At 60.1% G+C, this 14,297-nt stretch carries 13 protein-coding genes; 8 read left to right on the top strand and 5 right to left on the bottom strand.

Annotated features, from left to right (window positions below):
• Positions 1–7 precede the first annotated feature (7 nt).
• Positions 8–310, bottom strand: coding sequence for a YcgL domain-containing protein (locus AC1DMG_RS01400; RefSeq protein WP_441602874.1), 303 nt, complete (start codon positions 308–310; stop codon positions 8–10).
• 324 nt (positions 311–634) lie between these two features.
• On the opposite strand from AC1DMG_RS01400, the gene AC1DMG_RS01395 reads away from it, so the two are divergent.
• Positions 635–2,074 (top strand): OmpP1/FadL family transporter, encoded by a 1,440-nt coding sequence (locus AC1DMG_RS01395; protein WP_441602875.1) that lies wholly within the window; start codon positions 635–637, stop codon positions 2,072–2,074.
• A 210-nt stretch (positions 2,075–2,284) separates the two neighbouring features.
• On the opposite strand, the gene AC1DMG_RS01390 is transcribed toward AC1DMG_RS01395, so the two are convergent.
• From AC1DMG_RS01390 to AC1DMG_RS01375, 4 genes are all read right to left on the bottom strand, one after another.
• Positions 2,285–3,697, bottom strand: coding sequence for a coniferyl aldehyde dehydrogenase (locus AC1DMG_RS01390; RefSeq protein WP_441602876.1), 1,413 nt, complete (start codon positions 3,695–3,697; stop codon positions 2,285–2,287).
• A 16-nt stretch (positions 3,698–3,713) separates the two neighbouring features.
• Positions 3,714–6,176, bottom strand: coding sequence for a TonB-dependent receptor (locus AC1DMG_RS01385; RefSeq protein ID WP_441602877.1), 2,463 nt, complete (start codon positions 6,174–6,176; stop codon positions 3,714–3,716).
• A gap of 61 nt (positions 6,177–6,237) precedes the next feature.
• Positions 6,238–7,383, bottom strand: a complete 1,146-nt coding sequence (locus tag AC1DMG_RS01380) for an SO2930 family diheme c-type cytochrome (protein ID WP_441602878.1) — start codon at positions 7,381–7,383, stop codon at positions 6,238–6,240.
• A gap of 11 nt (positions 7,384–7,394) precedes the next feature.
• Positions 7,395–8,633, bottom strand: coding sequence for a parallel beta-helix domain-containing protein (locus tag AC1DMG_RS01375; protein WP_441602879.1), 1,239 nt, complete (start codon positions 8,631–8,633; stop codon positions 7,395–7,397).
• An 898-nt stretch (positions 8,634–9,531) separates the two neighbouring features.
• Here AC1DMG_RS01375 and AC1DMG_RS01370 point away from each other — a divergent pair.
• The 7 genes from AC1DMG_RS01370 to AC1DMG_RS01340 are packed head-to-tail and all read left to right on the top strand — an operon-like array spanning position 9,532 to position 14,197.
• Positions 9,532–9,903 carry a hypothetical protein gene (locus AC1DMG_RS01370; RefSeq protein WP_477180127.1) on the top strand — a complete coding sequence of 124 codons (372 nt, stop codon included), beginning with the start codon at positions 9,532–9,534 and terminating at the stop codon, positions 9,901–9,903.
• A gap of 11 nt (positions 9,904–9,914) precedes the next feature.
• Complete coding sequence (locus tag AC1DMG_RS01365; RefSeq protein WP_477180126.1) at positions 9,915–10,271, top strand: helix-turn-helix domain-containing protein; 357 nt, start codon at positions 9,915–9,917, stop codon at positions 10,269–10,271.
• A 37-nt stretch (positions 10,272–10,308) separates the two neighbouring features.
• Complete coding sequence (locus AC1DMG_RS01360) at positions 10,309–11,283, top strand: ImmA/IrrE family metallo-endopeptidase (protein ID WP_477180125.1); 975 nt, start codon at positions 10,309–10,311, stop codon at positions 11,281–11,283.
• Positions 11,280–11,915: a C1 family peptidase gene (locus AC1DMG_RS01355; RefSeq protein WP_477180124.1), complete on the top strand. Its 636-nt coding sequence runs from the start codon at positions 11,280–11,282 to the stop codon at positions 11,913–11,915. The genes AC1DMG_RS01360 and AC1DMG_RS01355 overlap by 4 nt, the downstream gene beginning before the upstream one ends.
• A gap of 13 nt (positions 11,916–11,928) precedes the next feature.
• Positions 11,929–12,744 (top strand): hypothetical protein, encoded by an 816-nt coding sequence (locus AC1DMG_RS01350; protein WP_477180123.1) that lies wholly within the window; start codon positions 11,929–11,931, stop codon positions 12,742–12,744.
• Between the two features lie 14 nt (positions 12,745–12,758).
• On the top strand, positions 12,759–13,349 hold the full coding sequence (locus AC1DMG_RS01345) for a hypothetical protein (RefSeq protein ID WP_477180122.1): 591 nt from the start codon (positions 12,759–12,761) through the stop codon (positions 13,347–13,349).
• The gene (locus AC1DMG_RS01340; RefSeq protein WP_477180121.1) at positions 13,349–14,197 is read left to right on the top strand and encodes a dCTP deaminase domain-containing protein; all 849 of its coding nucleotides are present in this window, start codon (positions 13,349–13,351) and stop codon (positions 14,195–14,197) included. Before AC1DMG_RS01345 ends, AC1DMG_RS01340 begins: the two co-directional genes overlap by 1 nt.
• Positions 14,198–14,297: the final 100 nt, after the last annotated feature.

The raw sequence follows: 14,297 nt of genomic DNA, 5'->3' as shown, positions 1-14,297 counted from the left end.
GTGCGCTTTAGTGATCGCGATCGTCGTGAGGATCGAGCGGCGCGCTGTTGTAGACAAGATGGTTGGCGGTGGCCAGCGTCTCGTTCGGCGGCAATTGCAGATGCCAACCCTGCGCGTCCAGATGCTTGATCACCTGAGCGGCGTCTTCATACGGCAGCTTGCGCTCGCCGGACAGTTCCACCTCGAGCACAAAGCGCAGGTCGCCAAGCATGAGGGCGAGCGACTCGGGCAGCCTCTCGAAATCGTCGCGGCGGCCCACCCACAGATAGGTATCGGGCTTGCGCTGGCTGGCGTAGACAAAACAGTGCATGGCGGCACCCGTCGGCAATCATGGGAGGGGCGCACCCGCGGGCGCGGTCTGAGAGATTAGCACCGCTTGTCACGCCACCGCGATTTTCCGCGTAGTCCCCTGTGCCAGACGCGTTACACCCCCTATCTTCGCCTATCGACGACGAACAGAGCGGATGAGCGGGTAATTCACGGGGAATTTTGCTGCAAGCGCACTTGTAAAGCTTGCGTTGTGTCGGCACAGTGCCGGCCAGGGGTGTCAAACGCGCGTATGAAAATCAAGCGTGGACGTCAAGCCCCTGCTACCACCCCGATGCCAGATCAACGATAAGCAGGAGCATTGCTGATGCAGATGTCATACCGTCAATTTTCACGTGCGGGTCGTCCGCTCACGCTCGCTGCGCTGAGCCTGGCGATCCTTGGGACGCTTGCTGCACCGCAGCGCGCCCATGCCAGTGCGTTCCAGCTGCATGAAGACAGCGCCGCCGCGATGGGTCGCGCCTATGCCGGTTCCGCCACTGCCGGTGGCGACGTGTCGGTGGTGGCCAACAACCCGGCCGCCATGAGCGACCTGAAGGGCACCTATTTCCAGGCTGACGTCACCGCCATCAATTTCGGCACCACCTTCAGTGGTTCCGCGCACGACGCGCTGGGTCGCCCGATCAGCGGCGGCAACGGCGGCGACGCCGGCACCACCATGCCGGTCCCGGCTTTCTTCTTTGCCACCCAGCTGGGTGACAAGTGGCACGTGGGCGCGGGCTTCACCGTGCCGTTCGGCTTCCAGACCGAGTACGACCACAATTGGATCGGCCGCTACAACGCGCTCAAGTCCAAGTTCGAATCGCTCGACGGCACGCTGTCGCTGTCCTACGACGTGACCGACAACTTCGCCCTGGGCGTGAGCGGCATCGCGCAGAAGACCTCGGCCGAGCTGACCTCCGCCATCAACTACAACGCCGTGGGCCTGGGCCTGGTGAATCAGGCCGTGCAGGCGGGTGCGATTCCGCCGGCCACCGGCGCAGCACTGGCCCAGCAGGTCGGCGCCATCGTGCCGCCGGGTTCGGACGGCGTCGCCCGCATCAAGGGTGACGACTGGGCCTATGGCTGGCAGGTCGGCATGCTGTGGCGGATCACCTCGAACGACAAGTTCGCGCTGGACTACCGCTCCAAGATTTCGCACACCATCGAAGGCACGGCCAACTTCACCGTACCGTCCAACGTGCAGGCATTGCTGAGCAACCCGACCGTCGCCGCGCTGCTGGCCGGTGCGGGTGGCGTGCCGTTCACGCATACCGAAGGCACCGCGCCGTTCACCACGCCCGCCGTGGCGACCGCCAGCTACTGGCACCAGGAAGAGAAGTTCGGCCTGGGCGCCGACGTGGCCTGGACCAAGTGGGACGTGTTCAAGAACTTGAACGTGTACTACGCCAACCCGGCGCAGCCGACCACCACCGAGCCGTTCAACTGGCGCAACAGCTGGTACGTGTCCGTGGGCGGCGAGTACTACGTCAACGACAAGTTCACCGTGCGTGCGGGTCTCGCACTCGACACCACGCCGACCGTCACCGCCACCCGCGATCCGCGCGTGCCCGATGGCACCCGCCAGCTGGCCTCGTTCGGCGTCGGCTACAAGGTCAACGACCACTTCGTGCTGAACGCTTCGTACGCGCACATCTTCGTCAACAGCGCGCGCGTGAACGCCACCAGCGCCACCGGCGACGTGATCACCGGCGAGTCGGACGACTACGGCAACCTGCTGAGCCTGTCGGCGCAGTACAAGTTCTAATCGCGGTTCATCGCGAGCAACGGTTGCAAAAAAACTCCCCGCGAAAGCGGGGAGTTTTTTTATGGCGTCACGGGTGAAAACAAAACGCCACCTTGTGGGAGCGCACCCTGTGCGCGACTGGCCACATCGAAGCGCCAACGTACGGTGTGGCCGTCGCGCACAGGGTGCGCTCCCACAAAGGGGTTTTCGCCCATTGAGGTTTCGCGCGCTTCAGCCCACCCGCATCAACAACTTCAACATCCGCTTGAACTGCGCCCCGTACGGCGGATTGAGCATGCCGGTGCCGTTGAAGCGCGCCTGCCGGAAAATCGGCTTCATATGCGAAAACGTGCGGAAGCCTGCCTCGCCGTGATAGCCGCCGATGCCCGACGGGCCCACGCCGCCGAACGGCAGGCCATGCTGCGCGATGTGGTACAGCGTGTCGTTCACGGTGACGCCGCCGGCCTGCGTGCGCGTCAGCACCTCGTCGATGGTCGCGCTGTTCTGCTCGAACAGATACAACGCGAGCGGTTGCGCATGGCTGGCGACATAGCCGATCGCTTCGTCCAGCGAGTCGTATGGCATGACCGGAAGCAAGGGACCGAAGATCTCGTCCTGCATCACTGCCATGCCGTCGTTGACGTTGGTCAGCATCACCGGCGCCAGCAGGCGCTTGGCAGGGATGTCATGCGCGTCGCTCATCGGCTCCAGTGTCGCGCCCGCGGCCACGGCCTCGTCGCGCAACCTGCCCAGGCGTTCGTACTGGCGATCGGAGACGATCGAGGAGTACTGCTGCTGCAGGCGCAGATTGGGATACAGCTTGCCGACCATGTCGCGCGCGGCGCTCACGAACGCAGCCATCTGCGCACGCGGCACCAGCACATAGTCCGGCGCAATACAGGTCTGCCCCGCATTGACCAGCTTGCCGAACACGATGCGTTCGACGGCATGATCCAGCCGCGCACCGGGACCGACGATGGCAGGCGATTTGCCGCCCAGTTCCAGCGTCACCGGCGTGAGGTTGGCTGCCGCCGCGCGCATCACGTGATGGCCCACGGCAGTGGAGCCCGTGAACAGCAGATGGTCGAACGGTAGTGCCGAGAATGCCTGCGCCACTTCGGCGTCGCCGGTGACCACGGACACTTCGTCCGCGGAGAAATAGCGCGCCACCTGATCGGCAAACAACTGCGAGAAGCGCGGAGTGAATTCGCTCATCTTCAGCATCACGCGGTTGCCCGCGGTGAGTGCATCGATCAGCGGGCCCACGGCCAGGAACAGCGGATAGTTCCACGGCACGATGATGCCGACCACGCCACGCGGCTGCGGCAGCAGCGTGGTGCGCGCGGGCAGGAACACCAGATTGGCCAGCTTGCCGCGTGGCCGCATCCAGCGGCGGCCACGGCGTAGCGAGTGCTTCAGATTGGAGAGGCTGGGATACAGCTCCAGCAACTCGGTCTCTTCCGCCGGGCGATGGCCGAAATCGGCATCGATCGCTTCGGCAAACGCGCCGCGCTGCTCGTCGAGCATCTTCTCCAGGGTGCGCAATCGCGTGGCGCGAACGTCCCAGGGCGGCAACGGATCGCGCGACTGCGCTTCACGCATGCGCAGGAGGATGGAATGCAGTGACGAGCTGGGTTCTTTCATGGTCATCGGCTCACGGTCAGAACTTCGCGCGCAATTCCAAGCCCCACATGCGGGGCGGCGTGATGGAGGCGAACGGCGTGCCGAACACGGAGGTGCTGATATTGTTCACGCCGGTCACGTATCGCTTGTTGAACACATTGTTGCCGTACAGCGCCACGCCCCAACGGTCGCCCGGAGAGTGCCAGTCGATGCGTGCATCCGTGCGCTGCTCGCTGCTGCCGATCTTGAAGTTCGGGCTGATGTTGCAGGAGCCCTGATACTGCGAGTCGTCATTGCAGCGCGTTGCTCCACGATAACCCTGCGACAGATCGAACTCCAGGTCGCCGTTGGCCACGTTGCGCCAAGTGTAGGCCAGTGACAGCGCGCCGGAGAAGTACGGCGCGCCGGTGGGCTGGCCGCTGAGATCCACGCCGTCGGGCGCGGTGGCGCTGCGATACTTCGAATCGATATAAGCGCCCGCGAAATTGATGCGGAAACCTTCGATAGGCTGCCATTGCGCTTCCAGTTCCAGGCCCTTCGCTTCCTGGTTGCTGCTGTTGACCACATAGATCGGCAGGCCGGTCGCGGGGCTGTTCGGATCGAGCGCCAGCGACTGCATATTGTCGTAGCGGTAGTAGTAGACCGAGCCGTTGAGCAGCAGGTTCTGATCCGGGAACAGGCTCTTGATGCCGCCCTCGTAGTTGGTCACTTTTTCCGGCTGGAAAGTCGAGCCGGGCTGCACGCTGTTGTAGCCGCCAGCCTTGTAGCCGCGGGTGACGGAGACATAGCCCATCACGTCCGGCGTGAACTTGTAACTGGCCACCACGCGGGGGCTCCAGTTGTTCCAGGTGTTGCTGGCGTAGACCGGCGTGCCCACGGCGCTGGTGAAGATCACGTTCTGCTGGAACGCGTCCAGGGTGCCGGGCGGGAGGATGCCCAGGCCATACAGGCCGGCGATGGTGGCGTCGAAGGCGGGTGCACTGCGCGGCATGTTGTACCAGCTGAACTCCTTTTCATCGCGCGTGTAGCGCAGACCCGTGGTCACGTCGAACTTGTCGCTCACGTGCCAGATCACGTCGCCAAAGGCGGCGTAGGCCTTGAAGTTGCCGTCGTTGCTGATCGCCTCGTGCCACGGGTCGCCCAGCAGCGAGAACGGCAGCCCGAACGATGCAAGCATATTGCTGATATCGGTGAGCGGCGTGCCCACGCCCAGTACATTGTTGGCCAGCGTGTCGATGCTGTTGGTGTTGACGTTGGTCTCGCTGGTCTGGCGCGCCTGCTCCTGGTAGTAGCTGACGCCACCCACCCAATCCATCAGGTCGTTGTTGCCCGACAGCTTGAACTCCTGATACCAGCTGTTGTTGTGCTCGATGTTCGCCGTGTCCAGATAGGTCACGACATGGTTGGTGCCGTCGTAGTCGCCCAGGTTGAACGTGTCGAAACCGCGCCAGGCGGTGGTGGAAACGAAGTCGCCCCAGCCGAACGAATGATCGATCCGCAAGGTGGCGCCGTCGAAGCGCCGCGATTCGCGCCCACCGATGGCGTCGTTGTAGAGCGGCGCATGCAAGGGGTTGAGATAGTTGGCCGGATCGGCCGGGAACGGCGCGCGTTCATTGGTGTCGTTGGACAGCGGAATCAGGCCGATCGCAGGCTCGGGTGTCTGGTTGAGTTTCTCGTGATCCCACGACAGCAGCACGCGCGTATTGTCGGTGACGTTCCAGCGGAACACCGCGCGCGTGCCCCAATCGTTGTCGCCGCCGTACTGCTTGCCGGTGGCCGCGTCCCGGATCCAGCCGTCGCTCTGGTTGTCGAGCACGCTCAGGCGCAGCGCCATATCCTGGTTGATCGGGATGTTCACCAGCGCATCGGCGTATTTGCGGCCATCGTTGCCGACGCGCACGCGCGCATCGCCCTCGAATTTGTCGGTGGGTTCGTTGGTGACGATGGAGATGGCGCCAGCCGCCGCATTGCGGCCGAACAGCGTGCCCTGCGGGCCCTTCAGCACTTCGACGCGCGCAATATCGTTGAACGCGAGCAGCGCGCCGCCCGAGCGGGCAGCGTAGACGCCGTCGACGTAGACGCCCACCGACGGTTCCGTGCCGATGCCGAAGTTGCTGGTGGAGATGCCGCGCAACTCATACGTCGGCTGCGTCGGCTGGCTGGCGCTGATCACCAGGCCCGGTACGAAGATATCCATCTTGCTCAGATCGGTTGCTGCCAGCGTGTCGATCTGCTTGGCGGTGACGATCTCCATCGAAATCGGTACCGATTGCACTTCTTGCGTGCGGCTCTGCGCGGTCACGGTGACGTTACCCAATAGCTTGGCTTTCTCCGGATCGGCCTTGGTGCCGGCAGCGGGTTGGGCGCTGCTGCTGTCCTGCGGCGCGGGCGATACGTCGTCGCTCGCCCAGCTTTCGGTGGGCAATACACCTAGCACCAGGCTGCTCCCCAGCAGCAGGCGATGCAGGCACACGGACAACGGACGCGGACGCATGTTCATCAGCAGTTTCTCCCCTCGATATGAAAAAACCGCGGCCCGGAGGCCGCGGCACTGCTTGGTTTTAATGAATCGCGACGCAGCCCCCCGACTGCGCCGCAATCCATGCCTTGATCAATGCCACGCCTTCGCGGTGCACTGTGCTACGGCCCAGTTCCGGCATCATCACGCCCGGGTCGGCCGAATCCATCCGGTAGGGCAGGATGGATTCATCGGGCGAGCCGGGCACGACGTCGAACAGATGATCGCCCGTGCCACGTCCCGCCGCGACCGGCGGCTTGCAGATGCCGAGATGGCGGTCTTCGGGCGCGCTCACATCCAGCGTAAGGGCGGTGGTGTTGGCCGCGCCTTTGGGGTTGTGGCAGTGCCCGCAGTTGATATCCAGATAAGCGCGTGCCCGTGCGTCGAGCGATGCGCGCTCGTCCATCCAGTTCGCGTTGCGCGGCGTTTCTGTCGCTGCCGGCGCGCCGCTGAGGTAGCCGACCCTGGCGAGGTGCGCCAACTGGTTCTCGTCGCTGGCCGCGTAGTGATAGTCGCGATTGAGGTGACGTGCCTTCGGGCCGATCGGATGGATCTTGCGCGTCACCCAGTCCTGCGCGTGGCAGCTGGCGCACTGGCTTTCGTCGGGCACCACGTAGTTGAAGTCTTCGCGCGCATCGCTGTCGGCCACCAGGGTCAACGGAATCACGGCGCCGGTGCGCGCGAGCAGCGCGTCGCTCTGGTCGTCTTTCCAAACATAGGGAATGGCCGCCCAACCTGATTCGCGACGCACCAGGATGCGCGTCTCGATCAGATGGACGCGGGCCAGGTCCAGGCCTTCGCCGGAGAAATCGTGCGAGCTGTCGTACGTGCGCGCGACGTCGCCGAGCTTCCCGTCCGCGGCGCGCGGATAGTAGAAGGTCTTGCTGATGATGGTGCCGACCGGGAAATCGAAGGTATCGGTCGGGTCGTACTTGGCCGAGACCCCCTTGGGCATCCAGATCGTGCGCAGCTTGTGCGCGTAATCGGTGAACAGCGGCGTATTGAGGTCGTACGGCACGACGCCCTGGTTGAGCACCAGTGCGCCATCGCGCGCTTCCACCACATGCCAGTCGCTCAACTTGGGCGGGCGACCATCCGCCTGGAACGCCACCGGGTCCATACCCCGGTGGCAGGCAGTCAACAGCACCAATGCCAGCAACAGGCCGACATGCACGAACCACTTCATCATCTGCTGCAACCTCAGGCTTTCGGTTCCGGGTCAAGTACGACCGGCGGCAGCTTGGGCAGCGTGCACTGGTAGGGCTTGGTGTCGGTGCTGGGATTCTTGTAATCGTGCGGACCATCGGCGTTGATCACGCCCACGTCGCCGTTCTGGATGCAGAAGCGGTCGCTGTCGGGCGGCAAGCCGTTCACCAGTTTCGTCTGATCCACATAGCCGTCCCACAGGATGTCCGGGAACTTGCCGCTGAGGCCGAACACCGCGGTCTTCAAGGTCTTGAGCTTCAGTCCATCCGGCGAATCGCCGCCGCCCTTGAAGCGGTTGTCGTAGATGAAGATGCCCTTCGGGTAGGGGTTGTAATCGGCCGCCACACCCTTGGTGTTGTAGTAATTGGTGGAGAAATAGCTGGAGATGATGACGTTCGCCGTCTTGTTGTCGGCAATGTCGTTGTCGAAAATCTCCACCTTGTCGTTGGAGTTCACCACCACGCCCGAGCCGCGCGGCACGCTGGCCACCGCGGCGCCCTTGGCGGCGAAGTTGTCGGTGTTGTTGCCTATCGTCTTGTTCTTGAAGATGCGCGTGCTGTGGCCGGCCTGCGACAGGTTGGGCATGTTGAACACCAGGATGCCGCCGGTGTTGTTGGTGGCGGTGTTCTCATACACGTCGGCGTTCACCGAGTTTTCGATCTCGATGCCGGCCACGTTGAATTCGGCGCGATTGCGGCGAACCACGATGTTGTTGGACTGGCCCACGTAGATGCCGGCGTCGGAGGCGCCGATCACCACCGAGTCTTCCACCAGCACGTTCTGCGTCTTCACCGGATACAGGCCGTAGGCGCCGTTGGTGGTCTTGGGACCGCCAGTCCATTCCACGCGCACGCCGCGGATGGTGATGTTCTTGCCCTGGTTGATCTTGAGCGCGTCACCCTTGGTGTCTTCCAGGGCGAGATTCTCGATGGTGAAGTCGTTGGCGTTGACCAGCAGGCCCTCGGGCCCAACCACCTGGCCCTTGAACGACAGCACGGTCTTGTCCATGCCGGCGCCCTTGATGGTGACGCCGTCGGTGCGCAGGCTCAGGCCACGCTGCAGGTGGTAGTGACCGGCCGGGATATCGATGACGCTGCCAGGCTTGGCATCCAGCAACTGCTGCTGCAACTTGGCCTCGAACGAGACGTCGCCGCTGCTCTGCGCGGTGGGTTCATCATGGTTGCAGGCCGCCAGGGCCAACGGTAGGGCGAGAATCAGGTAGATCTTGCGCATGGTCGCTTTCCTCCCCAGGAGCGCTGGCTGCGTGACAAGCCACTGTCCCGGAAACCGCCGCCCGGCAGGGAGGGGAGAACGGCCGTCGAAGGGGGGCAAATCGGCCAGTGTGACGATCGTTTGAAAATCGTCGCTGTTGGGGGAGCGCTCCGTGCAGCGGGTTGATGGTCGGAACGCCATAGTTTGTAAGGGAAATACAAACTATGGTGAACCCAACCCCCAACAAGCTTTGGCAGATTTGCAAATCCTGCTTTGGGGGGGCGTCAGAGAGCAGATTTGCTGTGAGGGTAGGCTCTGAGCATCCCGCGCCCAGCCTTAGGTCCGCTTAGAGATGCTCGATTATCACGAATGCCATCGCATGGTCGCCGTCGTGGCTGATCGAGACGTGGCCGACGTACTCGCCTGTTCTACCCGAATGGTTGCGTGCCCCGCGCAGTGCGTCACCGGATAGCACGAGTAGGGGTCGCCCCACGGGGTCTCGGTTGATTTCGTACTCTGTCCAAACAGGTTGCCCCCCTGTTAGTGGACCAAGTGCTTTCCTGCAGGCAATTTTTGCGGCCAAGCGGCCGGAGTAAAAGCGAACCTGATCACCTTCAATGGCTGCAATCTTTCGTTCCGCCACCGTGTAGTGCCGCTCTAGGAACCTCCGTCCAAGCCTCCTGATTCCGTCGGAGACGACAGAAAATGGAACTAGATGGACACCAGTACCCACGATCATCTGCCGATAGCTTCCCTGGAAAATTTTTCGAGTGAGCGGCGAGCTTGGAAAGCTTAACCAACCGGCCCCTTCTAAAGGCAGAGACCCTCATGATCCCGTCTACCTAGGTCGGCCCTTCTTGTTGACTTTTCCAACAACCAATGGATAGAGTGTTAGAAAATCGAACAGGAGGGAGTTCCTGTGGCCACGACAAAGGCAGAACTGGAGAAGAGCTTTCAAGAGAAGTCGGCCCAACTGGTTGCCGAACTTGAAGCTTGGTTTGCTGAAGAGGCTGAATCTATTGACGGTGTTATCGAGGCGGGGGCACCGGCTGGGATGGGCGGCTCAATTATGGGTATGCGCCCTGCGATTGATTCAAAAAGGGTAATTGACGCCACGGTGGTCACCAAACGAGTTCTTGGAATCGAACTGCCGCCAAACATCATCAGGCCAGGTGGATATACGACTTGCGATGAGATGATTGCGGACATCGTTCCGAAGCTAAAGAAAGTCTTTACCGGTGAATCCAGGGCAAGGAAGCGCAGGCGAGCCGGAGTGCTGCAGGCTGCGTAAGGAATCTAGAAATGAGCGAAGAATTCACAAGATGGCATGAGATCGGGGATCGATTGCGTCAGGCTCGGGAATACCTTGAATTGAATCAAGAGGAGGCAGCCGATGCAGTTGGTTTGTCTCGCTCAGCTCTGTCCATGGTCGAAAATGGACGTCGCAAGGTAGACGCAGTTGAGCTTGGACGATTTGGGCAGGTCTATGGCCAGTCAATTGAAGCGCTGACAGGAGCTGCGGAAACTCCACCGCTTCCGGAAAACGTCCAGGCCCTGGCGCGAGCGGCATCAGAGCTTTCGGCGGATGATCGCGCGGAGCTCCTTCGTTTCGCTGAATTTTTGCAGCTCCGGAATGCGCGGAATGTAGACCGTGAATAGGTCAGCTGCGGGTGACGCTCGCCTCGGTGCCGTCGCCATGGCGAAGGAGTTACATCGCGACTTGAATTTGAAGCATCGCAGTATTGTTCACGGAGGCTTCGTTGATGTCTTCGATGTTATTGGCGAACTGGGCATTCCGCTTGTATTTAAGCCTCTAACCTCCGCGCTGGGCTTCTGCATGCCGAAGCCTTTGAGCGGGATCATGGTAACCACGAGAAGAGGCTTGCATATCCAGCGTTTTACCGCAGCCCATGAACTTGGCCACTTGATGCTGGATCATGCAGGAAGCGTCGACAGAGAAATTCTAGAGCGTGATCCCTTTTCAGGTGGCGACAATCGCGATCTTCAGGAGATTGCCGCGGACGCCTTTGCTGCGGAATTTATGCTCCCGCGTTGGCTCTATAAGCACCACATCAGAACACAGGGATGGACCGTCAGCAGTCACCTGCGTGACCCGGACATTGTCTACCAACTATCGTTACGTATGGGTGCGAGCTACGAGGCGACGTGTTGGGGCCTGGTCGGTCATCAAATACTTCCGTATTCGGACGTAGAAGAACTTCGCAAAGCGCGACTTTCGGCGGTGAAGTCTAGGCTAGGGAACGGTTCTCGCCCTGGAGCTCCTTGGTCAGACGTTTGGTGTCTTACTGAGAAGGACAATGGCCTGCCGTTGATCGGTAATCCAGACGACCTGCTCCATATTGAACTGAAAGAGCACGTTTCCACCGGGCATCAGTGGCAGATTCAAGCTTTAGTGGATGCGGGCTTTGAAGTGCTGTCAGACGAGTCACTTTTTTCTCGCGCCCCTATTCTGTATGGCGCTGCGTCTCGGAGGGTATTTATAGTCCGACCGCCGCAAGGTGGCGTTGGTTCGGTGACCATGAAAGAGCGGCAGCCCTGGATTGATGATTCAGTGGATGACGCGAGGTTCTCAATCGTTTTGGCGCTAGAGGGCGCGGAGGCGGGGGGATTGTCGCGTGTTGAGCGCCGAAAGTTGGGGGCGCGGATTTGATCATTCCGTCAGTCGACCTTCGCCATCGGTTATTACCGGCTAGGCATCAAGGACAACGCATGGCTTGCCTCTCGTTCGCAACCTCGTCTGCACACGAGCACAAGATTGCCTGCAATGACTATCTGTCTGTTGAGTATCTTTTCTACCACGCGGTAAGTCATACGCCGGGCCGCGATTCAAGCGCCGGTACATCGATGGCCGCAACCGCCGTTGCCCTAAGGTTCGATGGACAGCCAAGTGAAGCCGGCTGGCCATATGCGGCGAATCAGCCTACTCCGTGGGCTCCGCCTCCGATCGATGGGGCGATTTACCGCGCGGCGATGTCGGTAACGCAGTGTAGCGTTACCGACATCGTCACGTTTCTCGATCAAGGTAGCCCCGTTGTCCTGGGGTTGGTTATTACGGATGCGTTTAGAATGCCTGGCGCGCTTGGACTGGTGCCGGACATTACAAACGATATTGAGCGAGGCGGACATGCTGTGCTCGCCGTTGGTTATGGAAGGAATAGTGCGTCTGATTTAATGCTCCTTGTTCGAAACAGCTGGGGACCGAATTGGGGGCAAGACGGACATGCCTGGCTATCTCGCAACTATGTGACCAAACATCTTTACGAAACAGCTGTCTTGGTGTAGCTGGAGATCGGGTATGAAATTGATTCCCGCGGAGACCACCCCTTCTGTATGGTTTGCAGCGGCGGACTATCTAGCCGAGCGACCTCACGGAGAAGATTTTGATGTGATCCTGCACGTCGACAAGCCTACGGTGTTATCGGTAGCCGATCGCGAGGTTTATCTCGAGGTTGATCGCTTCCTCGTTTCACATGGCGCTTTCGGCATCCACACTGTTGCTGAGACCATCTTTCCTCTCGACGAATATTTGCGGTGTGGGGCCGACGGCGTGTTCCGCGAGTACCCAGAGAAGATATTGGCGATCCAGAAAGCACGAGACGATGGCAATTGGGGTTGTTATGCTTACCGATTTCTTCGGCAGAAGGACGCTGATGGGACGATCTACAATCCTCTAGAACAGCTCATCATTAAGATCAAAGAGCACGGGCAGTATCGGGCCTCATTTGAGCTCGGGCCAGGGCAGCATCCGTTCGAGAGCGCTATCCCAATTTACGAGCCCGCCGTGGACCGAAAAAGGCTATACGGCGGTCCATGTTTGAGCCACCTGAGCATTAAGGTTCATGAGGGAAAGATAAGATTCAATGCGACCTACCGCTCTCACTACTACATGCGAAGACTGCTGGGAAATCTAGTAGGCCTCGGTAGACTTCAGTACTTCGTGGCGCGAGAAACGGGGCTTGAGGTAGGAGAGCTAACTATCAACTCAACCTTCGCCCGTCTAGATACCGCGACGGGAAGCGAGTGCAATGGGCATTGGACGAAGAAAGATATCAAGGAACTGCTAGCCCGTTGCCGTGAAATTTATGCTGGATCGGCTGCGGTCGGTGCCTGAAAAGTGAGAAACATATGAGTGCTCGCGATCAAATTCTTACACTTCAATGGATGCAGCTTAGGCACGATGAGTCCTACCACAAGGATATTACGATCCTCAGCCCAGCCCAACGCGTTAAGCACATGGCTTTGCATAATGCGAAGTATGCAAGCTATTTCTGGGACGCTGTCGAGGGCGATGATGATCAACGCTTCCGTCAAGCATTGGTTGACGCATTTATCATCCACATCGCAACCGCGAACGCATTGAACCAAAACCTTGGGCTGGAGCTTTCCAGTGCTGGCGCGGAATCATCGGTTCAATCGCTTGGCAACGCATTGCTGGAGCAGTCGAGGCATGACACCGAACCATTCTGGATTGTTCGGCAGTTCGTTCGTCATAACGGGCAGCTGGCGAAGCTCTGTGAGTCGTTGGATCACCTCGAGCCGCTCCCTTTTCGAGAGGGTATGAAGGCCAGCAACCTAGCGCTTCTGCAAGCCGTCTTAGTGGAGGCTGCGGCAAGGGCTATTGACCTCATTGCTGCTTACAAGGAACGTATTCGCGATGTTGAGGCACGCTCCATGTTCGACAGCTACTTTCGAGATGGCGCTGGAGAGGAGGCTTAATGTTTTGGGGTGGGGAGAAACTAAAACAAAATCTTGGCAGCCTGATTTCAGGCTACACGCCTGCGCGAGTTGACTGCGCGGCGTATCGTTTATGCGTCGGTCCTGAGGTTTATGTGTCGCCGACAGGCGAGCCTAGCGACCCGCGAAACAAGCCGAAGACCCGCCTCTCGATGGGCGAAGGCTTCACCATTCCCGCTGGTCAATTCGGTTTTCTCCTGACAGAGGAGACGGTCCATGTTCCTCTGGAAGCCATAGCCTTCATCTCTATTCGGGCCAAGTACAAATTTCGCGGCTTAGTTAATGTTTCTGGCTTCCACGTTGACCCTAACTTTAGGGGGCGGCTAATTTTTGCGGTATTCAACGCTGGACCTAATGAGGTGCACTTATCGCGAGGGGAGGAATGCTTCCTCATTTGGTACGCTGATTTAGACCAGCCGCTAAAGTTTGATGAGAAGCAAGGGCCTGACAGCATTCCGTCCGATGTTACGGGTTACATTGCTGGCGGGCTTGATTCGTTCGCAAGCCTATCTGCCAAGATTGATGAGAATCAAAAGAAACTACAGGATCGCATCACGACGGTTGAACGCGAACAGGCCGTGATCAAGTGGGCCGCCGCACTGATTGTCGGTGCTCTAATAACCATCGGAGTCAAAGGATGCACGCTCGAGAGACCTCACGACCAGCCGCCTTCGCAATCAACTAGTCAGGCGATTTCGCCCGCACCATCGCAGACAACCCCACAAGTGCTGCCACCAGCGGCTCCGCAAGCGGTCCCAGTTCCGGCCGCAACCACGCTTGGCTCGGCAAAAGCGGTCCACAAAGAGCCCCACCCGGCTGGCGCGCGATAGGCGCCTGCGAATCAACAACATGCGAAGATTTGGATGAGCTAAAGTCCGGTCAGAGCATCAGCTTAACGAGAACCGTGCACCTCAGCGTATGGGCAAAGGA

The sequence above is a fragment of the Dyella sp. 01N36 genome (assembly GCF_056399745.1).
Note: the sequence above shows the minus strand (reverse complement) of the source record. Positions and strands in the feature narration are given on the sequence as shown.